At 71.3% G+C, this 25,698-nt stretch carries 21 protein-coding genes and 1 pseudogene; 12 read left to right on the top strand and 10 right to left on the bottom strand.

Annotated elements, in window-relative coordinates:
• Positions 1–15 precede the first annotated feature (15 nt).
• Complete coding sequence (locus tag KOI35_RS39600) at positions 16–831, top strand: SGNH/GDSL hydrolase family protein (RefSeq protein ID WP_215794487.1); 816 nt, start codon at positions 16–18, stop codon at positions 829–831.
• Here KOI35_RS39600 and KOI35_RS39605 read toward each other — a convergent pair.
• From KOI35_RS39605 to KOI35_RS39625, 5 genes and pseudogenes are all read right to left on the bottom strand, one after another.
• A pseudogene (locus KOI35_RS39605) lies at positions 810–998 on the bottom strand (hypothetical protein); the annotation flags it as partial. The gene KOI35_RS39600 and the pseudogene KOI35_RS39605 sit on opposite strands and share 22 nt — an antisense overlap.
• Before the next feature lie 174 nt (positions 999–1,172).
• Positions 1,173–2,390, bottom strand: a complete 1,218-nt coding sequence (locus tag KOI35_RS39610; protein WP_246614510.1) for a glycosyltransferase 87 family protein — start codon at positions 2,388–2,390, stop codon at positions 1,173–1,175.
• The gene (gene mptB / locus KOI35_RS39615; RefSeq protein ID WP_215794493.1) at positions 2,387–3,793 is read right to left on the bottom strand and encodes a polyprenol phosphomannose-dependent alpha 1,6 mannosyltransferase MptB; all 1,407 of its coding nucleotides are present in this window, start codon (positions 3,791–3,793) and stop codon (positions 2,387–2,389) included. The genes KOI35_RS39610 and mptB overlap by 4 nt, the downstream gene beginning before the upstream one ends.
• 106 nt (positions 3,794–3,899) lie before the next feature.
• On the bottom strand, positions 3,900–5,192 hold the full coding sequence (locus KOI35_RS39620) for a DUF4832 domain-containing protein (protein ID WP_215794495.1): 1,293 nt from the start codon (positions 5,190–5,192) through the stop codon (positions 3,900–3,902).
• Between the two features lie 30 nt (positions 5,193–5,222).
• Complete coding sequence (locus KOI35_RS39625) at positions 5,223–6,359, bottom strand: type III PLP-dependent enzyme (protein WP_215794497.1); 1,137 nt, start codon at positions 6,357–6,359, stop codon at positions 5,223–5,225.
• A 117-nt stretch (positions 6,360–6,476) separates the two neighbouring features.
• On the opposite strand from KOI35_RS39625, the gene KOI35_RS39630 reads away from it, so the two are divergent.
• Positions 6,477–7,406, top strand: a complete 930-nt coding sequence (locus KOI35_RS39630) for a helix-turn-helix domain-containing protein (RefSeq protein ID WP_215794660.1) — start codon at positions 6,477–6,479, stop codon at positions 7,404–7,406.
• Positions 7,407–7,434: 28 nt separating this feature from the next.
• Here KOI35_RS39630 and KOI35_RS39635 read toward each other — a convergent pair whose 3' ends face one another.
• The 3 genes from KOI35_RS39635 to KOI35_RS39645 all read right to left on the bottom strand — a co-directional run bounded on the left by KOI35_RS39635 (position 7,435) and on the right by KOI35_RS39645 (position 12,339).
• Positions 7,435–10,977, bottom strand: a complete 3,543-nt coding sequence (locus tag KOI35_RS39635; protein WP_308121353.1) for a S8 family peptidase — start codon at positions 10,975–10,977, stop codon at positions 7,435–7,437.
• Between the two features lie 110 nt (positions 10,978–11,087).
• Entirely contained in the window at positions 11,088–11,813 is a 726-nt protein-coding gene (locus KOI35_RS39640) for a hypothetical protein (RefSeq protein ID WP_215794501.1), read from the bottom strand.
• A complete protein-coding gene (locus tag KOI35_RS39645) occupies positions 11,806–12,339 on the bottom strand; it encodes an RNA polymerase sigma factor (RefSeq protein WP_308121354.1) in 534 nt (177 codons plus the stop codon). The genes KOI35_RS39640 and KOI35_RS39645 overlap by 8 nt, the downstream gene beginning before the upstream one ends.
• 178 nt (positions 12,340–12,517) lie before the next feature.
• Here KOI35_RS39645 and KOI35_RS39650 point away from each other — a divergent pair, with 178 nt between their 5' ends.
• The 5 genes from KOI35_RS39650 (at position 12,518) to KOI35_RS39670 (ending at position 16,767) form a co-directional block, all read left to right on the top strand.
• The gene (locus tag KOI35_RS39650) at positions 12,518–13,729 is read left to right on the top strand and encodes a YncE family protein (protein WP_215794506.1); all 1,212 of its coding nucleotides are present in this window, start codon (positions 12,518–12,520) and stop codon (positions 13,727–13,729) included.
• A gap of 280 nt (positions 13,730–14,009) precedes the next feature.
• A complete protein-coding gene (locus KOI35_RS39655; protein WP_308121355.1) occupies positions 14,010–14,990 on the top strand; it encodes a polysaccharide deacetylase family protein in 981 nt (326 codons plus the stop codon).
• 67 nt (positions 14,991–15,057) lie between these two features.
• Positions 15,058–15,525, top strand: a complete 468-nt coding sequence (locus tag KOI35_RS39660; RefSeq protein ID WP_215794511.1) for a permease-like cell division protein FtsX — start codon at positions 15,058–15,060, stop codon at positions 15,523–15,525.
• 50 nt (positions 15,526–15,575) lie between these two features.
• Positions 15,576–15,884: a hypothetical protein gene (locus tag KOI35_RS39665; protein ID WP_215794513.1), complete on the top strand. Its 309-nt coding sequence runs from the start codon at positions 15,576–15,578 to the stop codon at positions 15,882–15,884.
• A 103-nt stretch (positions 15,885–15,987) separates the two neighbouring features.
• Positions 15,988–16,767, top strand: coding sequence for a hypothetical protein (locus KOI35_RS39670; RefSeq protein WP_215794514.1), 780 nt, complete (start codon positions 15,988–15,990; stop codon positions 16,765–16,767).
• Between the two features lie 3 nt (positions 16,768–16,770).
• Here the strand turns inward: KOI35_RS39670 and KOI35_RS39675 are convergent, their stop codons facing one another.
• The gene (locus KOI35_RS39675) at positions 16,771–17,595 is read right to left on the bottom strand and encodes a S1 family peptidase (protein ID WP_215794516.1); all 825 of its coding nucleotides are present in this window, start codon (positions 17,593–17,595) and stop codon (positions 16,771–16,773) included.
• Positions 17,596–17,753: 158 nt separating this feature from the next.
• On the opposite strand from KOI35_RS39675, the gene KOI35_RS39680 reads away from it, so the two are divergent.
• Together KOI35_RS39680 and KOI35_RS39685 are read left to right on the top strand one after the other, a co-directional pair.
• The gene (locus KOI35_RS39680; protein WP_215794518.1) at positions 17,754–18,470 is read left to right on the top strand and encodes a hypothetical protein; all 717 of its coding nucleotides are present in this window, start codon (positions 17,754–17,756) and stop codon (positions 18,468–18,470) included.
• Position 18,471: 1 nt separating this feature from the next.
• Positions 18,472–20,334: a CHAT domain-containing protein gene (locus tag KOI35_RS39685; RefSeq protein WP_215794521.1), complete on the top strand. Its 1,863-nt coding sequence runs from the start codon at positions 18,472–18,474 to the stop codon at positions 20,332–20,334.
• Here KOI35_RS39685 and KOI35_RS39690 read toward each other — a convergent pair.
• Positions 20,267–21,949 (bottom strand): L-lactate permease, encoded by a 1,683-nt coding sequence (locus tag KOI35_RS39690; RefSeq protein WP_215794523.1) that lies wholly within the window; start codon positions 21,947–21,949, stop codon positions 20,267–20,269. The genes KOI35_RS39685 and KOI35_RS39690 overlap by 68 nt on opposite strands.
• Before the next feature lie 141 nt (positions 21,950–22,090).
• On the opposite strand from KOI35_RS39690, the gene KOI35_RS39695 reads away from it, so the two are divergent.
• From KOI35_RS39695 to KOI35_RS39705, 3 genes are all read left to right on the top strand, one after another.
• On the top strand, positions 22,091–23,158 hold the full coding sequence (locus KOI35_RS39695; protein WP_215794525.1) for a PAS domain-containing sensor histidine kinase: 1,068 nt from the start codon (positions 22,091–22,093) through the stop codon (positions 23,156–23,158).
• Positions 23,155–24,990, top strand: coding sequence for a PAS domain-containing hybrid sensor histidine kinase/response regulator (locus KOI35_RS39700; RefSeq protein WP_215794528.1), 1,836 nt, complete (start codon positions 23,155–23,157; stop codon positions 24,988–24,990). Before KOI35_RS39695 ends, KOI35_RS39700 begins: the two co-directional genes overlap by 4 nt.
• Before the next feature lie 92 nt (positions 24,991–25,082).
• Positions 25,083–25,676 carry a CPBP family glutamic-type intramembrane protease gene (locus KOI35_RS39705; RefSeq protein WP_215794530.1) on the top strand — a complete coding sequence of 198 codons (594 nt, stop codon included), beginning with the start codon at positions 25,083–25,085 and terminating at the stop codon, positions 25,674–25,676.
• Positions 25,677–25,698 lie beyond the last annotated feature (22 nt).

Raw genomic sequence — 25,698 nt, forward strand, 5'->3', positions numbered from 1 at the left:
GTCCACAGTGACGACATGATCCGATTCGCGTCCCTCGGTGACTCGGTCACCAGCGGGTACGGCGATCCGATGCCCGGCGGCAACTGGCGCGGCTGGGCGGCTCTGCTCGCCGAGGCCCTTCCCCCGGACACCGACTTCCACAACCTCGCCGTGAGCGGCGCCCGCGCCGCCGACGTGGCCGAGCGTCAGCTGCCGGCCGCCCTCGAACTCCGCCCGCACCTGGCGTCGGTGCTGGTCGGCATGAACGACACCCTGCGCGGCGACTTCGACGCCGACATCCTCGCCCGCCGGCTGGGCGACGTGGTGGCCGCCCTGACCGCGTGCGGCGCCACGGTGCTGACCGCGCGCCTGCCCGACCCGGGCCGCATGTTCAACCTGCCGGGCGTGATCGCGCGCCCGCTCGGCCGCCGCATGGAGGCGCTGAACACGGCCCTGGACGAGATCGCCCGCCGCCACGCGACGATCCACGTCGACCTGGCCGGCGGCACGTCCTACGACAAGACGCACTGGAGCGTGGACCGCCTGCACCCGAGCGAGGTCGGCCACCGCTACCTGGCCCACCGCTTCGCGTCGGCGTTGCGGGACGCCGGCCATCCGGTGCACACGCTGCCCGGGCTGGCCGCCACCAACCCGCTGCCGACGCTGAGCGCGCGCGTCTGGTGGATGGCCACCAAGGGCAACCAGTGGTTGCTGCGCCGTTCCACCGACCTGCTCCCCTCGCTGGCCCAGATGGCCGCCCGCGAGTGGCTGGCCCCGGGACGGGAGTCAATGCCGGGGCCTTCCATCGCGGGGGTGCCGGGCCCTGTCCCTCAGCCTCCACAAACCCGTTGAGCCGGCAGCCGGATCTCCATCTCGATCGACTCGGTCGGCGGCGCCAGGCCGGCCGCGATCGGCACCGGTCGGCCACACCAATAACCCTGGACAAAATCGACGCCGTACGTCCGGAGCAGTTCGACGGTCTCGCCGTCCTGCACCCATTCCGCGGCGACCTGGATGCCGAGGGCGTGGCAGTCCGTGGGAGGGTCGAATGTGGATGCCGATGCGGTCCGTAGTTTTCGGGGTGATCGTTGATCAGGCGCCCCAGCTCACGGGACGCCACAAAGCTATCCGCTTTGCACAGAGTGCGATCACCCGACCGAGAATCTCCTCGGCAACAATCTGAGTGATTTCAACTACGGAGCGTCGCTCAGGCGTACGGGCTCTGGGCCGGGAGTTTTTACCGCAACGGGTGGGCGGAACGGGACGGCCAGCATCAGGCCGATGCTGATCCACACGTAGGTGTTGCTGCCGATCGCGGCCAGGAAGCCCTCCGAACCGGCCCACCACAACCACACCACGCTGCTGCTCAGGATGACGTAGGTGGCGAACAGCACGCCCAGCCGGCCGCGGGAACCGGATCGCAGGGCGGCGTCGACCAGCAGGAACAGGGCCGGCAGCAGCCACACCAGGTGATGCACCCAGGTCACCGGACTGATCAGGCAGGCCACGATGCCGGTCACGGCGAAGCCGGCGACGTGGTCGGGACGGCCCGCCGACCGGACCCGGAAGAACCAGGCCGCCACCACGAGGGCGACCGCGGCCAGCCACCACGCGGAAGGCAGGTCGAGGCGGGCCACCACCCCGCGCAGCGACTGGTTCGAGACGTACTCGAGACGGCCGACCCGGTCGGTGTCCCACAGCGCGCCCAGCCAGAACTGGGCCGATGTGGACGGCGCGACCAGGACGGCGAGCAGGGTCGCGCCCGCTGCGGTGCCGGTCGCGACGGCGGCCGCCCGGTACTGGCGGGTGACGATCAGGTAGCCGATGAAGACGGCCGGCGTCAGCTTGATCGCCGTGGCCAGACCGATGCCGACGCCGGCCCAGCGCTTGTTGAGTGTCAAGGCCTTCAGGTCGACGCACACCAGCAGCAGCAGCGCGAGGTTGACCTGGCCGAAGCTGAAACTGTCCCGGGCCGGTTCGAAGACCAGCACGGCCAGAAAGAACAGCGCGCAGGTGAACCACACCGGCCAGCCCTGGCGGCGGATCGTCGGCATCAGGAACCAGCGCAGCAGCAGGACGACCGCGGCCACGTTGACGACGATGCTGAGACCGATCGCGACCGGCCAGCTGGTCAGGGCGAGCGGACTGAACACGAGCGCGGCGAACGGCGGATAGGTGAAGCCGTACTCGGTGCCGTTGTAGAGGTAGTCGTAGAGGTCGCCGCCGTCGATCAGCCAGTAGTGCACCGCGCCGCGATAGACGCCCAGGTCGAAGAAGCCCCGGAAGGTCGGCACCGTCACCAGGAACACGCCGACGGCGATCGCCGCCACGACCACGATCAAGATTTGCCCGTACGGGCTCAGTCCGCGCTTCATCGTGACACCGCTCTCGATCGAAACGCCGCGCTTCATCGGGAGACCGCCACTCGTGTGACCGCCGGGGCGGCGGCGAGCCGGACGGCCGCGAACAGCGTGATGCCCAGGAGCGCGCCCACCGTCGCCAGCAGGAACCGTTCGGCGTCGGCGGCGAACCCGTCGGGCAGCACCATCAGCACCATCACCGCGCAGACGCCGGCCAGCCCGTGCCGGACCCAGCGGTGCGCGGCCGCGGCGGCCAGCGGCACCAGGCCCCAGATGAGATACCAGGGTCGCAGCGCCGGCCCGAACGCGACCACCGCGACCAGCACGATGCCGAGTCCGTAGAGCGGGCCCAACCGGCCCAGATAGGTCCACACCAGACCGGCCACGATCAGCGTGAGCAGGATGCCGATCCACCGCCAGAGGCTCATCACGAACACGTCGCCGACGCCGTCCTCGCGCAGGGCGTCGGCCGTCCAGCGGCCCAGCACGGTGGTCAGCGACCAGTTCTGCGGCGAGATCGGGGTGTCGAGGGCGGCCAGCCAGCCGTAGCCCGTACCGGCCAGAAGGGTGAGCAACGCGGTCCCGCCGGCCGCGGTCGCGCCCACCGCGGCCGAGGCGCGCAGCCGGGGCCATCGGCCGGGCAGGTGCGACGCCCAGATCACCGCGACCGCGACCAGGCCGAGCGCGGCCGGGGCCTTGACCAGGGCGGCCCCGACGACCAGCAGGGTGGCCGCGATCGGCCGATGCCGGATCGCGGCGGCCAGACCGGCGCCGAGCAGGCCGACCATCAGGGCGTCGTTGTGCGCGCCGGCCACGAAGTGGATCAGCACCAGCGGGTTGAGCACGGCCAGCCACAGCGCCGAGCGGGGGCGGATGCCGGCCGGGCGGGCCAGGATCGGCATCACGTAGGCGAGCAGCGCCAGGCCGGCCACCGCGAGCAGCCGCATCAGGACGACGCCGGTGAGCAGATGGGCGCCGATCGGATCGGTCAGCAGGCGGGCCAGCAGGAGGAAGACCGGCCCGTACGGGCTCGGGGTGTGCTGCCAGATCGCGGGCACCTGTTCGGCGAAGAAGCCGCCCAGCGCCGACGGCCCGACCCGGTAGACGTCGTAGCCGTCGCCGAGCATGATGCCCTGCGCGAGATAGCTGTAGACGTCCCGGCTGAACATCGGGGGCGCGAGCAGCATCGGGGCCGACCACAGGGCGAGGGTCTGCCAGGTCGACCGGATGCCGTCGTCCGGGTCGTGGCGGGTCGCACGGCCGTACCACCACCAGGCCAGCAACAGCAGGGCCAGCCCGCAGTAGACGCCGACCAGCCCGATCCGTACGTGCTTCAACCCCGCGAAGAACGGAATGCCGACCGGGAGCGCCCCCGCGCCGAGCCCGCCGAGCGCGACCAGACAGGATCCGGCGAACCCCGTGACGCGCGCGACGACGGCGTGATCTCTGAACACCGCAGCACCATTTCAATACTGGGTGTCGCCGCGGGGACCAGTTGCCGACCGCCACGTGACGCCCCGATGGCAGCCGCCGTCAGTAAACGTCAGAAATGCGCCAGGTTCACGCCGCGGTGACTCTCAGTGTCGCTCCGAGGTTGTTGCGGCCCTGGGCGGCGTCCCACACGCCGGGGTTGGCGAGACGGATGGCGTACGCGGGCACGGCGGCGATGCGCGGCGACGGGTCGGGCAGGGCCAGCGCCAGACGATAGGTGCCGACGGCGGGGGCGGTGAACGCGGCCTTCACCGTGACGGTCCGGCCCGGGGTCAGGGTGCGCAGGTCGGCGGTCACGCGAAACGTCCGGACCGAACCGCCGCTGGTCAGCACCAGGTTGAGCGGCCGGTTGGCGATCGGGGCCGCGTAGCCGTCGTTGGTCAGGGTCAGCGTGGCGGTCAGCTGGGCGCCGCGGCGGGCCGTCGCCGGGAGCACGGCCCGGATCAGGCGCAGGCGGTAGCCGAGACGGCGGGCCGCCTCGGTGCGACCGGCGGCGCCCCACGAGGTGAGGACGTCGGCGTTGAAGGACGGGTTCAGATAGGTCCAGTGGTAGCGGGCCATCTCGGCGCCCGCGTTGGGCCAGCCCGACCGGGACGAGACGTCGCAGGTCTCGCCCCCGACCAGCATCGTCGTCGAGGACGCCAGCCACTTCGTGTCGTCGGCCGCCTCGTACGTGCCGTAGTCGTCGGTGCCGGCCAGGAAGCAGTCGTTGTGGATGCCGATCCGGGCGACGTCGGGAAGGAGCGTTCGCTTGTACGACGGCGTGCGCACCTGAATCGGCGTGGTCGGCGCCGTAGCGGTCAGCAGTGCGGCGAGCACGGCCTTGCGGTCGGCCCGGTTCTGGGCGGTCAGCACGCCGGGCGACGACGAGAAGTTCTTGCTGTAGTACCACTCGCCCCACTGACCGATGAAGCCCGCCTGCACCGCGGCGATCACGTCGGCGTTCGCCTTGAGGATCGGGCCGACCTGGGCGATGTGGCGCAGCACCCGGGCCGGTGGGGCGTCGAGGTCGGAGGAGTCGCTGTACGAGAACCGGACCACGATCTTGTCGCCGGCCTTCCGGACCGTTCCGAAGTCGGCGCTGATCAGGGCCAGGTCGGCCGCCGAGATCTGGTCCACCGCCTGGTACTTCGTCAGGTAGTAATGGCGATAGACCAGGGTGTGTGCGTCGGCAACCCGGTCGTGGGCGAGGGAAACGGCATCCAGCGGTTCGAAGCCGGTGCCGAGGGTGGTCTCGCTGTAGGTGAAGAAGCCCCGCCCGGGGTTCGCGAAAACCTCGGACGAGGCGGCGTACGTCTTCGTGAGATAGGGCGCGGGCACGACCATTGCGGCGGCCAGCATCACGGCGGAGAGAAACTGCATGAACGGCTTATCGGCACGCCCCGCCGGGAATCAAGGAAGAACGACCGTACGCAGCGGTGGCAGGCCGTTGAAGCCGACCGACGAATAGGTGGCCGTGTACGCCCCCGCGCCCAGAATGCGGATCACCTCGCCGGCCGCCAGGTCCAGCGGGAGATCGTAGGGCGCGTGCTGATAGAGGATGTCGACGCTGTCGCAGGTCGGTCCGGCCAGGATCACCGGGCCGGCCGGGCCGCCGCGGGTGGTCGACAACTCGTACTGGATGGCCTCGTCCTCGGTCTCGGCCAGCCCGCCGAACCGGCCGACATCGAGGTAGACCCAGCGCGGTTCGTCGTCGTACGACTTCTTCGCCACCAGCACGACCTGGGTGTGCAGCACCCCGGCCGGGGCCGCGATGTAGCGCCCGGGCTCGATCATGAGCGAGGGCAGCCGGTGCCCGAAATGTCGGCCGAGCGCGGCGTAGATCGAGTCGGCGAAGTCGGCGATCGGCGCCACCGGCGTGCGATAGGGAACCGGGAATCCCCCACCCGCGTTCAGGATCCGCAACGTGATCCCGGACTGCTCGAGCACCTTGAAGATCCAGGCGGCGGTGGCGATCGACGGCTCCCACCGGTCGGGGTGCAGCTGCTGCGACCCGACGTGGAAGGCGATGCCGGCCGGGTCGAGCCCGCGCAACGCGGCCACCTTCATCAGCTCGGCCGCCATCTCGGGCACGCACCCGAACTTGCGCGACAGCGGCCATCGGGCGCCGTCGCTCGAGGCCAGCACCCGGCACAGCACCGAGGAGCCGGGCGCATGCTGGACGATCTTGTCGAGCTCACCCTCGCTGTCGAAGGCGAACATGCGGACCCCACGGGCGTACGCGTACGCGATGTCCTCGCTCTTCTTGATCGGATGCCCGTAACTGAGGTCGGCCGGGGACGCGCCCGCGGCCAGGCAGAGGTCGATCTCGGCCCGGCCGGCCACGTCGAACTGGCAGCCGGCGGCGACCAGTGCTCTCAGTAGTGGCGGTTCGGGGTTCGCTTTCACGGCGTAATGCACGCCGGCCCCGGCGAACGCCGCCGCGATCCGCTCGTATTGAGCGCGGGCCACGTCCACATCGATCACCAGGCAGGGAGTCTGATCCAGGCCTGCCTGCAGCAACTGTCCGGCGTCTGCGGTCACTGTCATGACTCGGTGTCCTCCATCGATGACGGGGGCAACGGCGACACTCAGCGTACGTCCAGCAATGCACAAAGTGGTTAATCGATCCGTGCCGAGAAGAATTACAGTGACGCCGTGTCCGACATGCTCTCCGCGCCGGAGCAGCACGCCTACCGCCTGCTGGTCCGTATGGCCGGCGCCGCTCCCGGGGATCTCGCGGAACAGGCCGGCCTGCCCCCGGCCGACGCCCAGGCCCTGCTCGAGGCGCTGCACCGCAAGGGGCTGGCCACGGCCGGCCCGACCTTCCACGCCCTGCCGGCCGACGTCGCGCTGGGTGACACGCTGCTGCGCGAGCAGCAGGCCCTCGAGTCGGCCCGCCGGATGGTGGCCGCGCTCAGCGAGGAATACCGCACCAACACCCGCCGTCGCAGCTCCGACCACCTGGTCGAGATCGTGACCGGGGCGGCCGCGCTCCGCGACCGGCTGCGCGAGATGCAGGATTCGGCCCGCGACGAGATCCTCTGGTTCTGCCGGGCCAACCCGATCGCCATGCAGGGCCCCGACAACACCGAGGAAAATTCGGCGCTCGAGCGGGGCGTCCGCTACCGCGCGATCTACGAACGCGAGCTTCTCGAGAAGCCCGGCGAGCTGGACAGCATCGTCGACGCCATGGGCCGGGGCGAGCTGTCCCGCACGCTTCCGGCCCTGCCCGTACGCCTGGCCATCGCCGACCGTTCGCTGGCCATCTGCCCGCTCGTGCCGGATGCGGCGCGCGGCGTCGGGGAGCCCACCGCGGCCCTGATCCGGCCCAGTGAGCTCCTCGACGCGCTGGTCGCCCTGTTCGAGAGCTATTGGGAACGCGCCACCCCGCTGCTGCCCGACGGCGGCGAGGAGGAGCCCGACAAGTTGCTGTTGTCGCTGTTCGTGGCCGGTCTGCCGGACAAGTCGATCGCCGGCCGGCTCGGGGTCAGCCGCAGGACCGTCCAGCGCCGCCTCGACCGGCTGATGGAGGCGGCCGGCGTGGACACCCGGCCCGGCCTGGCCTTCCAGGCCGCCCGGCGGGGTTGGCTGTAGGCGGGCCAGCGATCCTCGACCAGCGGCCTCATGATGCTCGCCCGTAAGCCCGGATCACGGTCTGAGTCACCGTATTTCCGGTTTTGTCGGAGGCGCTGACCCGGATCGACACCGTCCCCTTCCCCGCCGGCACGAGAACCGACGTGCCCAGGGAAACGGCGTCCTTCCACGTCGCGCCGTCATCCGCGGAGAGGGCCACCTTGACGCGCTGCGCCCCCGGCACCCGCACGTCGAGCACGCCGGGCAGCGCCGTCACCCGATACGAGATCTGCAACAGCGGCAGCGTCCCGGCCGGGCCCGACTTGAAGGTCCACGAGGTCGACGTCGACGTTCCGTACTGCCACTCGTCACTACTCCGCGCGGTCGCCAGATCGAGCCGATACGTGGCGTCACCGGCCGGCACTGGAACGTCCTGCCACCCGTCCGGCAGTTCGGCCAGCACCGTGCCGTCGCGCGAGAGCGTCGCCCCGGCCGAACCCTCGACCAGCCAGTGCCGATCGGTGCTGTCCACGAACGATCCGACCCGCAACTTCAAGATATTTCCGGTACGGGTATTGGCCTGCCCCACCGGAGTCGCGGGCCGGACGATCGGCGCGTACCAGGCCTCCGCCGACGACCCGGCCCGCGGATAGCTGACCGCGGCGTCCCGGATGCCGCCCTGCAGGCCACCCATGTTGTTCCAGGGATATTCGTGGTGCACCTGGTGCTGCCAGATGCTGTCGCCGGTCGAGACCCACTCGTCGCGCACCGACGGCGTCCGCACCGAGCGCGAGGCGTCGTTCCACGAGTAGTCCTGATAGGGGCGCCACCCGAAGCGCTGCTCCCGGATCCAGTCGAACCCGCCGTTGTCGGCGTAGCGCGAGGAGATCCGGTACGAGTTGGCCGCGGTCACCCGATGCACGATCTGCGCGGGCACGGTGCCTTTGCTGACCTGGAAGACGTCGTACAGGAAAGGGCTGTCGGGGGTCAGCGTCAGCGTGAGACGAGCACCCGGCCGGGCCGCGCGCGCCAGAATCCGCTGCCCGTCGTCGTGGGCGACCAGCGCACTCGGGATCGGCATCCGGACCTCGCCGCTCGGATCCCACGGCTGCCAGGCGCTGCGGTCGGCCGGCAGCACCACGAACACCACCGCCGCTCCGGCCGTCGCCGCCGCCTGCGATGCCTCGTCCGGGTTGTCCGACTCGAGCACCACCGCCTTGCCGCGCACGTTCCCGCCGAGCCCCTTGACCAGATCAAAACGGCGGGTTCCGTCGTACGCCGGCGAGTTGACGCACAAATTGATCTGCGGATCGCCGTCGACGCCGGGGATCGACGCCTGCACCATCGGGGCCACCAGCTGCCAGCGCGACGAGAACTCGTACTGACCCGACCGCAGTTTCTTCGTCGGCGTCACGTTGATCTTCTGGACGTTGCTGAAGTTCATGAACCCGTTGGTGATCTCCCGCCCGCTGCCGGTCACCCGGTGCACGTAGTAGCTCTCGACCGTCCGCTGCTCGGCCGGCTTCGGCGTCTCGATCCGGATCGGCCGGGCCGTCCGCGCGTCGAGCGTGACGGTCAGGTCCCGGTCGACCTTCAGTTCGGGGATCGTCACCAGGTAGTCCTGCTCGTCCTGGGGATCGTTGTCCGGGATCGAGGCGTCGACCAGGTAGTCGCCCTCGGCCAGCTGGAACGTCTTGGTCTCGCCCCGCATCAGGAAGTTGAGCACGTCGAACCGCCGGTCGTCGCCGAACGCCTGCAGCACCGGCACCGCCGCCGGCTGCCCGTCCGGGCCCACGGCCTGGAAGGTGACCAGGTGCCGCGCCCGGTCGAGGGTGCCGCCGATCGCGGTCGTGACCAGCACGCCGCCCGGCCCGGTGGCGGTGAGCCAGCCGCTGATCCGGCCCGGGCCGGCCGCCGGGAGGTTCCAGCCCAGGGTCACGTCGGCGCGGCCTCCGGCGGGCACGGTGACCGTGGCCGGCGCGGTGATCTGCGGCAGCGAGCTGCGCAGAGTGAGCGTCACCGGGGTGGCGCCGGTGTTGGTGTAGGTCACCGGACGCGACTGCGCCGGATCGCCCAGCGCGTGCAGCCCGAAGTCGGCGACCCCCGTGGCCGCGATCGTCTGGCTGGTCGCCCGGGCCACGTCGACCCGCCCCGCACCCTGCTCGTAGACCGGCGAGTCGGGCGTCGTCTTCGCGGTGCTGACCAGCTCGTCCTTGATCCGGGCGCCGGTCCAGTCCGGGTGCTGCTGGGCGACGATCGCGGCCGCGCCGGCCACGTGCGGGGTGGCCATCGAGGTGCCGCTGGCCGCCGTGTAAAGGTCGTCGACCGGCTCACCCATCGCGGTGCCCGCGGCCCGGGCGGCCACGATGCCGACGCCGGGCGCGGTGATCTCGGGCTTGAGCCCCTCGTCGCCGAACCGCGGGCCCCGGCTGGAGAAACCGGCGATCCGGTCCTCGCGGTCGACCGCCCCGACGGTCAGCGCGCTGGGCGCGGCGCCGGGCGTACCGACCGTGTATTCGTCGTCGCCGTCGTTGCCCGCCGCCACCACGAACAGCGCGCCGGTCGAGGCGCTGAGCTCGTCGACGGCGGCGCTCATCGGGTCGGTGCCGTCGGTCGGGCCGCCGCCGAGGCTCATGTTCACGACCTTGGCGCCGGCGCCAGCGGCCCACTCCATGCCGGCGATGATCCCAGACTCGTAGCCGACCCCACCGTCGTCGAGGACCTTGCCGATCAGCAGTTTCGCGCCCGGGGCGACGCCCTTGCGCAGCCCGTTCGAGCCGGCGCCGCTGCCCGCGACGGTGGCCGCCACGTGCGTGCCGTGTCCGAAGTGGTCACCCGTGCCGCCGCTGTCGCTGAAGTCGCGCGCCTCGGCGATCCGGCCGGCCAGGTCGGGATGGGTGGCGTCGGCGCCGGTGTCGAGGACGGCCACGGTGACGCCCCGGCCGTCGAGTCCGGCCTTCCACGCCTCGGGCGCGCCGATCTGCGCCGTGCTGCGGTCGAGCGCGGGCCGCACCTTGCCGTCGAGCCAGACCCGGTCGGTGGTGGCGCTGCGCGCGTCGGTTGCGCTTCCCATTCCCGTACGCCAGAAGTCCGCGAGCGTCCTTTTGTCCGCGCGCACGGCCACGGCGTTGAGGCTGGGCAGTGTTGTGCCCGGGGCTGCGCCGAGCGTACGGGCGGTGGCCGTGGCCCGGTCCGACCGGACGATCAGCGGGAGCGTCGGAGCGGCCGCGTCGCCGTAGCCCTCATCGATCAGGTGCTGCACGTCGAACAGTTCGGCGTCGACCCGGCCGTCGGCGAGCAGCGGCACCGCATCGGCCGGCACCACCCGCACGCCCCGGTCGGTCTCGACGGTCGTGAACGACATGCCCTCGCGGCCCGGCCCCGGCCGCACGGTCACCGCGACCCGGCCCGTCCCCGCCGGGTCGAGCCGGACGACGTCGCCGGTGATCAGCGTGATCGACTGCGTTTTCGATACCGCGGGCGCGGGCGACGGGGTGGCAGCGCCGACGGGACCTGGCGGGGTCACGGCGACGCTGCCGGCTCCGATCAGGAGACCGGCGAGAGCACCGGTGAGGCGTGTCGAAGGTGTCACGACCGGCTCCTTTGCGTTTCGAGATGAACCGCATTCTGAAGTCGATCGATGGGCCGTCGGGAGATGTTCGCCCTGCCGCAGAGGCGACATGGCGCGATGTGGACAGCTTTCTATTTCAGGGAGGTTGCCGCGGCGCGGGCCTGATCCAGATCGGTGAAGCCCTCGAGACGGTAGGTGACCGATTCCGACTCCCAGATCAGGGTCGGCGTGGCCAGCCGGGCCGTCGCCTGTCGCTCCGTGCCGGCGCGGTCGACGTAGGTCAGCGTGTGCGGCTCGGGCAGCCAGATCGCCATCGACGCGCCGGGGAAGTCGACCCAGCGCGCCCCTTCGGCCTGCTTGAAGAAGACGGCGGCGGAACCGGCGAACTGGTCGAACCGCACCGTGCCGCCGCGATACGCCACGCTGACCACTCTCGGCACTCCGGACGCGTCGGGATCGGCCAGTTCGACGCGTTCGGGCGTCCCGAGGCTCGCCGGCAGCTTCACGGTGAACGGCGCCCGCTGCCGGGCCTGGTCGAGGGTGACGACGCCGGTCGACGGCAGCGGGCTCGGGCTCGGCCGGGGCGGGGCGGGGGCGGCCTGGCGCACCTCGATGCCGGCCACGTGCAGCACCGAGACGACCGCGTCGACCACGGCGGCGCGGGCCGGTTCGACCGCGGTCACGGTCACGACCACGGCGGCCAGCGCGGACGCCAGCCAGAGACGCCAACGGCGCTTCCGTACGGGCGCGGTCAGTCTCGCCCGCACGGCGGCGCGCTGGTCGGCCGGGCCGGGCACGGCCAGCCAGGGGTCGAGGTCGCGCAGTTCGGCGATCAGGTCGTCGTGGTTCTCAGGCACCGGGCACCTCCTCGGTCGCGAGGTGCTCGCGGAGGCGGCCCAGCGCCCGGGCCGTCCGCGACTTCACGGTCCCCTTGGGCACGCCCAGGGCGGTCGCCGTCTCCTGTTCGCCCAGGTCGAGCAGGAAACGGCAGACCAGCACCTCCTGATCGCGCTCCGGGAGCAGCTTGAGGGTGCGCACGAGGCGCTCGCGGCGGTCCCGGGCCAGCACCGTGTCGGCCGGGTCGGGCTCGTCGCGCAGCGGCTCGGTCACCGCGGCCGCCCGCAGGGCCAGCCCGTCCCGGCGGCGGCGCGAGCGGTGCAGGTTGCGGGTCTCGTTGGCCACGATGGCGAGCAGCCACGGGCGGAAGCCGGACTCGCCGCGGTAGCGCGACAACTGCCGGTACGCCTTCACCAACGCCTCCTGCACCACATCGTCGGCGTCGTCCCCCGCGCCGAGCAGCACGGCGGCCCGGTGCGCGGGCACGGTGTAGCGGGCGACCAGGACCTCGTAGGCCTCCAGGTCGCCACCCCGAGCCCGGCTCACCGCCGTGGCGTCGTCTAGTTCTGTGGCCTTACTCAGCGTCGAAGCTCCTCCGCATCCGAATCGACACTGCCTTGACACCGCCCGCGCCGGAAGGGTTCCCGCGAATTCGAACCCGGCCCCCGGGAACCTGTCGCCGGGTCGCGGTGTCGACAGGGTGGACCCGATCGGAGGCTCAGCCATGACCACACGTCGCTCGTTCCTCGCCCTGTCCGGCGGGGTGCTCGCCGCCTCGGCCCTGGCCGCCTGCCGCGAGCCCGAAGCGTCGGCCGCGCCGCCCGTCGCCGCCGTTCCCGACGTGCTGCTGGCCGGCAGCCGGGGCGGCCTGGTGCGGTCGACCGGCACCGACACACGCGTGCTCGGCGCGCACGCCGCGCTGAGCCGTGACGGTGCCATCGCGTACTCCACCGACGGCGACTTCGTCGTTCGGCTGGACGCGGCCACCGGGGCACCCCTCCAGAAGGAAGAGATCGGGGGTGGATGGGTGCCCCGGGTGGTCGCCGAATCCGGAAACGCTTGTGTCCTCACGACTTTCGAGCCGGCCGAGCCACCCGCGCCGCGCGCCACGACGGCGCTGCTGGTGACCGGTCCGGGCGGGCCCCGCAAGTTCGAACTGACCGGATGCATCGAACCGGATGCCTTCACCGCCGACGGTCAGGGACTCTTCGTGCTCGACTGGCTGCCCGCCGACAAACCCGATCATTACCGCGTACGGATGCTCGACTTCGCCGACGGCAAGACGTACCCGCTGTTCACCCGGGACAAGCAGCCGGTGCCCGCGGGAGCCGAGGAGCAGATGCGCGGCCGGGGACGGCAGGCGGTCTATTCACGGGAGCGGCAGACGCTCTACACGCTGTACACGCACCAGCCCGGGCATCAGCACACCCGCAACCTGATCAGCGGGACCAAGGCCGAGGTGCACGCGTTCGTCCACGTGCTGCACCTGGCCGAGCGCTGGGCCTACTGCCTGGATCTGCCCGATCCGTTCGGGCACGGGCCGGCCGCGGGACACGCGCTGGCCGTGGACAGGCAGCACATCGCCGTGCTCGAGACGACGTCGGGCACGCTGCTCTACGCCGGGGCCGAGACGATGGAGATCGAGCGGGTGGCCCGCGTTCCGGCCGCGGCCGGGCCGGCCAGTCTCGCGCTCGGTGGCGATCGACGGGTGTTCGCGGCCGATGGCACGACCGTGCACGTGCTCGACCGGTCGACCGACACCGCGCTGGCCGCGTGGTCGCTGCCGTCGGCCGCGCGCGGGCTGGCCCTGAGTCGCGACGGCTCGCGGCTGTATGCGGGCGGCACCGACGAGGCGGTCTGGCTGGACACGGCTGCGGGATCACTCGCCGGCCGGGCTCGCGTCGAGGGGCTGACCGAGGTGCTGTCGGTGCACTGACGAGCGAGGGAAGGCGCGGACACGTCGGGCGAGCCGCCTGCCGGTCGTACGGAAAGGTCTCGGAAGTTTCGGTGCCAATGGCGCGACATCTTCCGACCAGCGGGCAACCTACCGCAGCTCCATCGATACGGAACTATCGCGGACTCTCGTAATTTAGAGGTTGACTCACCCTGGGCGCGCTCCCAAGATGAGAGAGACAGTGATGCTCGTCTCTTCGTCGGCGGGCGGGCGGCTTCCACCGGCCACCCGTCCGCCGCGTTCCCCGAGAGGTGAATCCCCCGTGATCAGAAAGATCGTCCTCACCGCCGCGGCCGCGCTCCTGGCCGGGGCGGGCGCCGTCGCGCTGACCCCGAGCGCCGACGCCGCCGCGGCCTGTTCCAACGGCTACGTCGGCCTGACCTACGACGACGGACCCAATCCCGGCACCACCACGCAGCTGCTGAACACCCTGCGCAGCAACGGATTGCGGGCCACGATGTTCAACACCGGCCAGAACGCGGCGGCCAACCCCGGCCTGGTCGCGTCACAGGTCTCGGCCGGCATGTGGGTCGGCAACCACAGCTACACCCACCCGCACATGCTCACGCTGAGCTCGGCCCAGATGTCGTCCGAGCTGTCCCGCACCCAGACCGCGATCCGCAACGGCGGCGGCGGAACCCCGACGATCTTCCGGCCCCCGTACGGCGAGACCAACGCCACGCTGCAGTCGGCCGCCTCGGCCCTGGGGCTGCGCACGGTGACCTGGGACGTGGACTCGCAGGACTGGAACGGGGCGAGCACCGCGGCGATCGTGTCGGCCGCCGCGCGACTGACCAACGGGCAGCTGATCCTGATGCACGACAACTACGCCACCACGATCGCGGCCATCCCGCAGATCGCGGCCGGGCTGTCCGCGCGCGGTCTGTGCGCCGGCATGATCTCGTCGTCCACCGGTCGCGCCGTGGCCCCCAGCGGCGGCAGTAACCCGACCACACCTCCGCCCACCGGCGGTTCGTCCTGCACCACCACCTACACCCCGGGTCAGCAGTGGAGCGACCGTTTCAACGGCTCGGTGTCGGTGGGCGGCAGCAGCAACTGGGTCGTCACCGTGACCCTGCGCTCGCCGCAGAAGGTGATCGCGACCTGGAACGCCTCGGTGAGCTGGGACAGCACCGGCCTGGTGATGACCGCGCGGCCCAACGGCAACGGCAACACGTTCGGCTTCACCATCCAGCACGGCGGCAACTGGACCCAGCCGTCGCTGAGCTGCCGGACGGCCTGACGCGACGTGTGCGGGGCGTGGTTCGCCGCGCCCCACACATCGACGTTCCTTGTTAGAGTGCTGCCCCGTGCGCCGTCTCGTGACCGCCCTCCTCGCCCTCGCGCTCGTGCCCGCCCTCGCCGCCTGCGGCCTGTTCGGCGAGTCCGACCAGGAGCGCCTCGACCGACTGATCGCCAAGGATCCGAAGTTCACCGTCTTCGTCAAGAACGCAGTCACCGAGCAGCAGAAGACCGGCATCGAGAAGTACCTGCACACGGTCCCGCACGTGCTGAACGTCGAGTTCGAAACCCGCGAGCAGGCCCTCAACCGGCTGAAGGAGATGTACGCGGCCAAGCCGGACGAGATGCCGGACATCACGGCCGACGTGCTGCCGGAGTCGTACGTCGTCTACGTGCCCGACGCCGACGCGCTGCGGGCCGCCCGGGACAGCCCGCAGGCGGCCGGGATCAAGGATCTGCCCGGCGTGCAGGACGTGGTCTTCGGGTGTCTGCAGGCGTCGGAGTGCCAGGAGCAGCTCGACCAGATGGACAAGTGATCACCGGAGTGGCGCCGGGCATTCGGTGATCAAGTCGGTACATTGGGGACATGGCAACGATCTCTCTACGCGGCGCTCTGCTGCGATCGTTGCCTGCCCTGCTCCTGCTGCTGACGTTCGCCTTCGTCGCGCCTCAGCCGGTCAGCGTGCCCGTCCTCGCCGGGGTCACCCACAGCACCTCCCCCGCGGCGCCGACGACGGCAGGGTCCACAGCCGACACTCCGGACGACCTCGCGTCGACGGATGCGGCCTCCGCGCGTACGCCCGGCGCTCCGGTCGCCGACCGCACCCGCGACCTCTCCGCTCAGGTCACCGCCGGGGTTTCCGGATCCCGCGCTCCGCCGTTCGCTATCGCCTGACCATCCGCTGACGGCTCCACAGCCGTCCGGTGGTCGCCGCCCGCGCTGATCAGCGCGCTTCCCATCTTCACGCGGACTTGCGAGCGAACAGGACTACCTGACGATGAACGTTGTTGCCGAAATGCTGCTGGAAACCCCCGCCCCCGCCGCCATCTGGGCCACCCTCTGGATCCTCACCCTGCCCGCCGTGCTGCTGCTGGCCAGCCCCGAGGCGATGCGCAACCCGGGTCAGCTGCTGCGGGCCCTGGCCCGCTACCTGCGACTGCCGGTCGGGCGGGGCGAGAAGCGCCGGGAGCTCGCCCTGGAGACGCTGGCCGCGACCCAGTTCGCCGAGGAGGTGCGGGTCGCCGCCGACCGGGCCGCCCTGGCCGCCGAGCGCTGGCACGAGCGGTGGGAGGCCTCGACCGACGAGGTGACCGAGGCTTACCAGGCCTGGCTCGACGCCGACGCCCGGCTGCGGGTGCGGCGCGCGGCGGCGGTCTTCGGCACCCCGTGGAGCGCGCAGACCCCGACCGAGTACGCCGCCCGGGAACGCTTCCTGCACAAAGCCGTGCGCACCGCGGCCGACAACGGCTGGCTGCCGGCCGCCGCGGTCGCCGACGCGATGGCCGGCCGGGCCGGTTGGGACGCCCGCCTGCACCCGGTGGAGCAGGAACTGGTCGTCTTCACCGCCGCGGCCGGTCACCTGCGCGACCGCTACGAGCGGGCCGTGGCTGCCGAGCGGGCCGCCGAGCGCGACGCCACGCTGGCCCGCCGCGCGAGCGACAGCCTGCGCCAGGAGTCCTGGATCGCCGCCGGTCGCGCCGCGGACCTGCGGCGCCTGGCCCCGGCCCGCTGGTCGGTCACCACGCCGGCCGGCGAACCGGCCGTGGCCTGGAACTGACCCCTACGGCTTGGTGAGCAGGCAGCCCGACTTGTTCAGGTCGATCGTGCGCGAGGCCGTCAGACACGTCGTGAACCAGTAGGTCTGCTCGCCGTAGCTCTGACCCTGGTGCACCGAGATCGTGCCGTCAGCGGCGACCTCACAGGGGTTGTTGAGGGTGCAGCGCGCGCCGTCGTCGTTGCCGGTGTTGTTGATGCCGATGACCTGGCCGGACGAGGCGCTCACGATCGGCGAGCCCGAGGTGCCGTGGATGGTGTCGCAGGCGGTGTCGTAGCGGATCGAGTCCTTCCACGTCCAGTCGCCCTCCTTCAACTGCGGGACGAAGCCGTCGATCTTGCAGTTCCAGATCCGCTTCCAGTAGCTGGACGGGATCGACATGGTCGTCCCGGCGGCCGGCCGGCTGCTCGCGATGGTCAGCGCAGTAGCGCCGTACCGGCTCTGCAGGGTGGCGAAGGTGCTGGTCAGGCGGTAGAGCGTGACGTCGGTGCCGGTCATCGTGGCGTAGAGGACGCGGTCGGCGCGGACGGTGCCGAGTGACCCGCCGGAGGCGTTGAGCAGGGTGCCCGACCGGGACGAGGTGCGATTTTGCAGCACCTGACCGGCGGCCAGGAAGCCGCCCTCGTAGCAATGGCCGTTGGTCAGCATCATCGCCCGGTCGGTGCTCACCGAGGACGGGTAGCGCACCAGCGCCGCCGAGCAGTTGCTCAACGCGATGGTGTTGGCGAGAGTGGTGGCGGCGACCGCCTGGGCCTGCGCCGGGGCGATCACGATGCCGGTGATGGTGGCGACCGCGGCCGCGGCGGTGGCGAGAATCCGTCGTACGCGCATGGGGGTTTCCCTTCTGGTACCTGACGACGTCCGTCACCCTCGCACCGTCAAAAATCGATGTCAATCAATAACATTCGGGTCATACCTACAGTCCGTTGTGAACCTTGCGCGAGAAGGCCACGATGGACCTCCACGAGACGAGCGCGGGGAGAACGATCATGGGTACGGCCCGCAGATTCAGCAAGGTCCTGCACTCCGAGCTCGACGTGCACGCGGCCTGGATGCCGGTGACGAACACGTTCGCGCTGGGCGACTACGGCGTGATCAGCGACGGCGTCTTCGTCAAGATGGGCAACATCAAGGAATACGGCGTCTCGTTCACGGCCGGCGCGGGCGCACCGACCAGGATGCGCTTCCGGTCCGACGGCACGCGCGTGACGAGATTCGTCGCCGGGGCCGAGGTGCCCAACATCCCGCAGGTCGACCTCGAAGCGTCGATCCGCATCGAATTCTCCACAGAGGACTCCTTCTACATCGACGCGCCGGTGCTGACGGTCGAGTCCATTGAGGACGTCGCCCGGGTCGGTGCGGCGCTGCGGCAGGCCGAGGGGTGGCGCCGCAAATACCGGGTGGTGCATTCGACGTACACCGGTCAGGGTTGCACGATCATCTCGTCGCGGAAGGCGAACTCGGCATTCGAGCTCAGTGCCACGGCCGACGTGCTGCGGCTGCTCGAGCTCGGCCAGGCCCACGGCGGCATCACCCTCTCCGGCGAGGAGGCGGCGGGCCTCGAGGTGATCGGCGCGAGCGGCGTCGTCGGGCTCCGCCTGTTCAAGCTGCGCCTGTTCACCGGCCGGCCCGACATCCTGCGTCAGCCCGGCGACGACGACGAGGTCGAGTACGAGCCGGCCGGCGAGCTGGAGGACGACGTCTGAGATGCACTCCGAGCTGATCGAGTTCTTCCGCTTCGACGACCAGAACTCGGGCCTGCTGCGGCGCGGCGACCGGTTCCTGCGGGCGCGCGGCAACGAGCCGGTCACCGAGGTGCGGATCCCGATCGGCCACAGCGACTTCCTGCGCCGGCTCGACCACCTGCGCTACGCCGTCGAGCACGACCCGGGCCGGCGCGAGGAGGCCCTCCGGCGCCTCGCCCAGGTGGTCACCGACGTGCTCGGCCCCCTCGGCCACGACGGCGCCGAGCCGCTGCGGGTCGACCTGGTCACCAACGCCGCCGAGCTCAGTGCGCTGCCGTTCGAGCTGGCCGGCCCGTCGCTGGTGCTGACCCGCCGGGTGCGGACCGGAGCCCACCACGAGCGTTCGCTCTGGTGGTCGAAGCCCCGCGTGCTGTTCGCGTGCGCCTCCCCGGCCGGCGCGGGCCGGCCGGTGCCGATCGAGGACCACCGGGCCGCCCTGCGGGATGCGCTCAAGCCGTGGAGCGAGCCGCTGCCGGTGGAGGGACTGGCCGACGCCATCCGCGACAGCCGCCGCCTGCTCACCACGGTCGACCGGGCGAGCCTGGGCCGGATCGCGGCCGCGCTGCGGGCCGCCGTCGACGAGGGCCGCCCGTACACCCACCTGCACGTGCTCGCCCACGGGTGCGATGTCGGCGACCGGTTCGAGCCCGCGTTCGGGGTGGCGCTGTTCGACGAGGACGACCGGACCATGGCCGCCGTCACCCCGGAGATGCTGCGCGAGACGCTCCGGCCGATCGAGCCCGGCCCGGTGGTGGTCACGCTGGCGGTGTGCGACGGCGGCAACGAGTCCAACAGCGTCACCGGCGGCGGCAGCCTGGCCCACACGCTGCACGTCTCGGGTGTGCCGGTCGTGCTCGCCTCACAGTTCCCGCTGACCTTCGCCGGGTCGGGCACGCTGACCCGCCGGTTCTACGACCTGCTGCTGGGCGGGGCCGATGTGCGCGACGCGCTGCACGAGACGCGGACCCGGTTGTACGACGACGCCGGGAGCGCGCACGACTGGGCCGGCCTGGTCGCCTATGTGCAGCTGCCCGAGGACTACCAGGACCGGCTGTACGAGGTCGCCATGCAGGCCGAGATGGCGTCGTTGCGTACGGCCCAGTTGTGGTCGGACCGCCTGGTCAACGAGGGCATCACCGACCCGGGCGCCTTCGACACGGTCGCCGAGCAGCTGGGGTCGCGGATAGCGTCGCTGACCGGCTACGTCGAGGGCCCGGTGGCCGCACCGGCCCGGGCTGCCCGGCTGGAAAATCTGGGCATCCTCGGCAGCGCGCAGAAGAGGTTCGCCGAGCTGGCGTTCCACCGCGACCACGGCGCCGAGGCCCGCGACCGGCTGACCGAGGCGCGCGGCTGGTATCTGCAGGGGTTCACCCGCAACCTGTCCCAGCACTGGCACGGCGTGCAGGCGCTGTCGCTCGAGGCGGTGCTGACCGGCCGGATCGAGCGGGTCGGCCAGTGGTACGCGGCCCGCGAGGCGGCCGAGGCCGACGACGACGCGTGGGCGCCCGGTTCGCTGGCCGAACTGCTGCTGCTGGCGCCGTTCGCCGGCCGCACCCGGGCCCTCGACGAGGCCGAGGAGCAGCTGGCCGAGCTGGTGCGCCGCACCCGGGCCCAGTGGCCGGCCGACGACCCGTTCCCGGTCGACTCGACGATCCGCCAGTTCGGCCGCTACCTGCGCTGGTGGACGGCCGCGCACGGCTACTTCCCGGGCTACGGCGCCGACCTGACCGCCGAGGCGTCCCGGCTGCTCGAAAATCTCAGGGCGTTGTCGGGACCATCCAGCTCAGCACCGGGGTCCCCTGCAGGGTCACCAGCACACACATGACCAGCAGCAGGACGACGCTCCAGCCGATCACCCGGCGGAACAGATCGCCCTCCTTGCCGGCCATGCCGACGGCCGACGCGGCGATGGCCAGGTTCTGCGGGCTGATCATCTTGCCGAGCACGCCGCCCGACGAGTTGGCCGCGGCCAGCAGCACCGGGTCGAGGCCGGCCTTGGCCGCGGTCTGCACCTGCAGCGCCCCGAAGAGCGCGTTGGCCGAGGTGTCGGAACCGGTGACGGCCACCCCGATCCAGCCCAGGATCGAGGACAGGAAGACGAAGAAGCCGCCCGCCTGGGCCAGGAACACGCCGAGCGTGTTGGTCTGGCCGGACTGGTTGAGCACGTACGCGAGAGCCAGCACCGCCATCACGGTGACGATCGCGTGGCGCAACTCGACGTACGTCTGCCCGTAGGCCTTGATCGCCCGCCCGGGACGGACCCGCAGGACCACGGCGGTGAGGATGCCGGCCAAAATCATCAGGGTCCCCGCGGCGGGCAGCCAGCCCAGGGTGAACGTGGTCGAGGACAGGGGTTTGCCGTTGGCGCCGAGCACATCGAGGCCGGGCCAGCCGAACGCCACCGTCCACGGTTCCTCGGCCAGCGCCGCCTTGACCGGGCCCAGGTTCACGATCGAGAAGATCACGATGATGATCAGGTACGGGGCGTAGGCGCGCAGCACTTCCACCGGCGCATCTCGTCTGGTGGCGACAGCCACGCCGCCGCCCCCTTCCACGGGCGGCTCGGGTTCTTTCTCAGCCGACAGATCGGGCGACTCGGCGGGTCGCCACACCCGGAGGAGCAGCATCACGGCCGCGGCGGCCAGCAGCGCGGCGATGATGTCGGTCAGCGGCACCGAGATGTAGTTGGACGCGACGAACTGCGACCCGGCGAACACCACCCCGGCCACCAGCGCGACCGGCCACGTCTGCCGCACCCCGCGCCGCCCGTCGATCACCGCGACCAGCACCAGCGGCACGACCACGGCCAGCACCGGCGTCTGCCGCCCGACCATCGCGCCCAGCGTGTCGGTGTTGAGCCGCGGGTCGTCGGCCGCGCCCGCGGTCACCGTGCCCAGGGTGACGATGGGCGTGGCCAGCGCCCCGAACGCGACCGGCGCCGTGTTCGCGATCAGGGCCACGGCGGCCGCCTTGATCGGCTGGAATCCGAGCGCCATCAGCATCACCACGGTCACCGCCACCGGCGTACCGAAACCGGCCAGCGCCTCGAGCAGCGCGCCGAAGCAGAAGGCGACGATCACCGCCTGGATCCGCATGTCCGGGCTGACCCGTTCCATCGAGCGGCGCAACACGTCGAAGTGCCCGCTGGCCACGGTCAGGTTGTAGACCCAGATCGCGTTGAGAACGATCCACAGGATCGGGAAGAAGCCGAACGCGGCGCCCTCGGTGGCCGACAGCAGCGCCTGCCCGGCCGGCATCGAGTAGACCGCCACGGCCACCACCAGGGCCACCGCGAGCGAGATCACGCCGGCCAGCCAGGCCCGCATGCGCAGCACGCCGAGCAGCAGGAAGAGGGTGAGCAGCGGCAGCACTGCGAAGATCGCGGACACCGCGACCGAGTCGCCGACGGGGTCGGTCACGATCCGGAACTGATCGAACATGATCACTATCCCTTCGCCGCCCGAACCGTCATGGTCACCCCGCACGAGCCCCGCCGCATCGGCACCCGACCGCGATCACCAATACGGAAAACACTCACATTTCCGGCGATACGCCGGTACGGTCGGAGCGGTGAGGTCACGATGAGCACCGGCACGACCGCCGGCGGCCTGCCTCGGGTCCGGATCGGGCACGAGCAGTTCCTGGCCCTCGTCGACCACCTGCCCGCGGTCGTCTCGCTGCGCGACCAGCGGGGCCGCTATCTGCTGGTCAACCGCGAGTACGAGCGCCTGACCGGGCGGAACCGCGCCGACGTGACCGGGCTGACCGAGCACGACCTGTTCCCGGGCCCGATCGCCGACGGGTTCCGGGCCGGTGACCTGGCCGCGGTCGCGAGCGGCGGGCCGGTCGAGGCCGAGGAACAGATCCCAGGCGTGGACGGCCTGCACACCTGCGCCACGGTGCGCTTCCCGCTGCTCGACGAGGCCGGACGGGCGTACGCGGTCTGCGGCATCTCGACCGACGTCACCGAACGCAAGCGGGCGGCCGAACTGGACGCGTTCTCGTACTCCGTCTCGCACGACCTGCGGGCACCCCTGCGCAGCCTCGAGGGGTTCAGCCAGATCCTGATCGAGGAGCATGCGGACGAATTCGGCGAGGAGGCCCGGGGCTATCTCGACCGCATCCGGGCCAACGTCGAGCGGATGACCCGGATGTTCGACGCGCTGATGGAACTCTCCCAGGCCGATCGGTCCCAGCTGCGCCGCGAGCACACCGACGTGACCGCGCTGGCCCACGAGGTGGCCGACGAGCTGACCGCGACCGACCCCACCCGGCCCGTACGGTTCGACATCGCCGACGGCCTGGTCGCGCTGGGCGATCCGCAGCTGATCCGGATGGTGCTGCAGAACCTGCTCGGCAACGCCTACAAGTTCACCTCGAAACAGCCGGACGCGGTGATCAGCGTGACCGCCGAGGGCGACGACTTCCTCGTCCGCGACAACGGCGCCGGCTTCGACATGCGGCACGCGCGCCGGATGTTCGACCCGTTCCAACGGCTGCACCCGGCCGGCGAGTTCGAGGGCACCGGCATCGGCCTGGCCCTCGTGCAGCGCATCGTCGCCCGGCACGGCGGCCGGATCGAGGCCTCCGGAGAACCCGGCGCGGGGGCGACGATCCGGTTCGGTCTGGGTGATCGGGGGCTGGCATGACCTCCGTGCTGGTCGTCGACGACAACGACGACGACGCCGTGCTGATCGGCCATTCGCTGGCCCGGGCCGGTCTGCGGGCCCGGGTGACCCGCGAGGACACCGCCGAAGGCATCGCCCGCGCCCTGACCACCGAACGCGTCGACGTGGTGATCTGCGATTACAACCTTCCCGCCGTACGGGCGGAAGATGTGCTCACCCAGGTCCGGGCGCACGACGCCGACATCCCCTTCCTGCTCGTCTCGGGTCAGGTCGGCGAGGAGGTCGCGGCCGACCTGATGCGCGCCGGGGCCCGCGACTTCGTGCTCAAGGACCGGCTGGCCCGGCTCGCCCCGGCCGTGCAGCGCGAACTCGACGAGGCGGCCGAACGCCGCCGGCACCGCGGCTCCGAACTGGCACTGCGGCTGCTGGCCGAGCACGCCCACGACGTCATCTTCCGCTACCGGCTGCACCCCGAGCCGGGCATGGAATACGTCAGCTCGGCCGTCGAGGCGATCACCGGCCACACGCCCGAGGAGTTCTACGCCGACCCGGCCCTGATCTTCCGGCTGGTCGAACCGGACGACCGCCCCCTGCTCGAACGCTCGTGGCAGTCCCAACAGCCCGGCATGCTGACGATCCGCTGGCGGCGGCGCGCGGGCGGACCGGCCTGGGTCGAGCAGCGGGCCAACGCGGTCAACGGTCCGGACGGGCGGCCGGTCGCCATCGAGGGGATCCTGCGGGACATCACCGAACGCGTACGGATGGAGGAACAGCTGCGGCAGGCCGAGCGCCTCGATTCCCTGGGCCGTCTGGCCGGCGGGATCGCGCACGACTTCAACAACATCCTGGCCGTCATCTCCGGATACGCCACGATGCTGACCGACGAGCTCGGCGCCGACCACGAGCTGCACACCGACGCCCAGGCCATCGCCCAGGCGGCGGCCCGGGGCAGCGGGCTGACCCGGCAGCTGCTCATCTTCAGCGGCCTCGAACCGTCGCGCCCCGAGACACTCGACCTGAACGCGTTCGCGACCGACATGCAGCGCCAGCTGACCCGCACCGTCGGCGACGACATCGAGCTGACCACGACGCTGTCGCTGGACCTGCCGCCGATCCGGATGGACCGCAGCAAACTCGAGCAGCTCGTGATGAACGCGGCCGCCAACGCGGTGGCGGCGATGCCCGACGGCGGCCGCCTGACCCTGACGACCGAGGTGTCCCGCGAGACCGGCCAGGTGTGCCTGTCCATCACGGACACCGGCTGCGGGATGGACCCGGCGGTGGCGGCGCGCGCGTTCGAGCCGTTCTTCACGACCAAGGGCCGGGGCCGCGGTACGGGGCTGGGCCTGGCCACCGCGTACGGGGTGATGACCGACGCCGGTGGCCACATCACGCTGGAGTCCGCGGTCGGCGCGGGCACGACGCTGCGGATCGAAATGCCCCCGGCCGAGGGGCCCGCGGCGGCCACCCTGGTGCGACGGCCCACGGCCGGCGGCAAGGTGCTGGTCGTCGAGGACGAGGACGGCGTCCGCGACATCGTCTGCCGGATCCTGCGGCGCGCGGGCTACGAGGTGCGCGCGGCGGCCGACCCGGCCGAGGCGCTGCGCCTGGTCCGCGAGGAGAACCTGGCGATGGACGTGCTGGTCACCGACATCATCATGCCCGGCATGTCGGGCACCCAGCTGGCCGCCGAACTGCGCCGGGGCCGTCCCGACCTGCCGGTGCTGTTCATGTCGGGCTACACGAGCGGTTCGGCCCCGGGCGGCCAGGAACTGCCGGCCGACGCGCCGTTGCTGCACAAGCCCTTCCAGACCGACCACCTACTGAACGCCCTGCACCGCGTCATGCCCTGACCGGCCCGGCCGGCCGGGCGTCACGCCATTCCTGAGTCTGCTGCTCACCCGACGGCCGGTTGATGGTCACCTGGGCCACTTAGCGTCGGCGGGTGCGGATCGCCGAGTACGTGCTTCTCTTCTTCGGGCTGGTCGGGCTCTACATCGCGGTGCACGTGCCCGGCGGGCCGATTCCGGTGCTGCTCGTGGCGGCGGTCGCCATCGTCATCTATCTGCGGCGGCATGCCGTGCCGTTGCTCGGCCCGGTCAGCGGGCTGCGCGGTGTCTTCGGGCTGTGGGCCCTGGTCTCGATTCTGACCGTGGTGGCGGTCGCTCTCTTCGACCGGGCGAACCTGTTCATCCTGCCCCGCGAGAACCCGGGTCTCTGGCTGCTGATCTGTGTGTTCTATCCGCTGGCGTCGGTCTATCCGCAGGAACTGCTCTATCGCGGCTTTCTTCAGCACCGGTACGCCTCGGTCTTCGGCACCGGTCGGGGCATCGCGGCGGCCGGGGCGGTCGCTTTCGGGTTCGCGCATCTGCTCTTCGGCAACGTGATCGCCGTCGTCGCCACCGTTGTCGGTGGCTGGCTGTTCGCTCGGCGTTACCAGAAGACCGGATCGCTGCTCGTCGTCTCGATCGAGCACGCGCTCTACGGCATCACCATCTTCACCGTCGGATTGGGGCAGTACTTCTATCACGGGGCCTGACGTTTATTGACCGGCCGGGGCT

This window comes from Paractinoplanes bogorensis (assembly GCF_018829635.1).
In the GTDB taxonomy this organism is placed as follows: Bacteria; Actinomycetota; Actinomycetes; order Mycobacteriales; family Micromonosporaceae; genus Actinoplanes; species Actinoplanes bogorensis.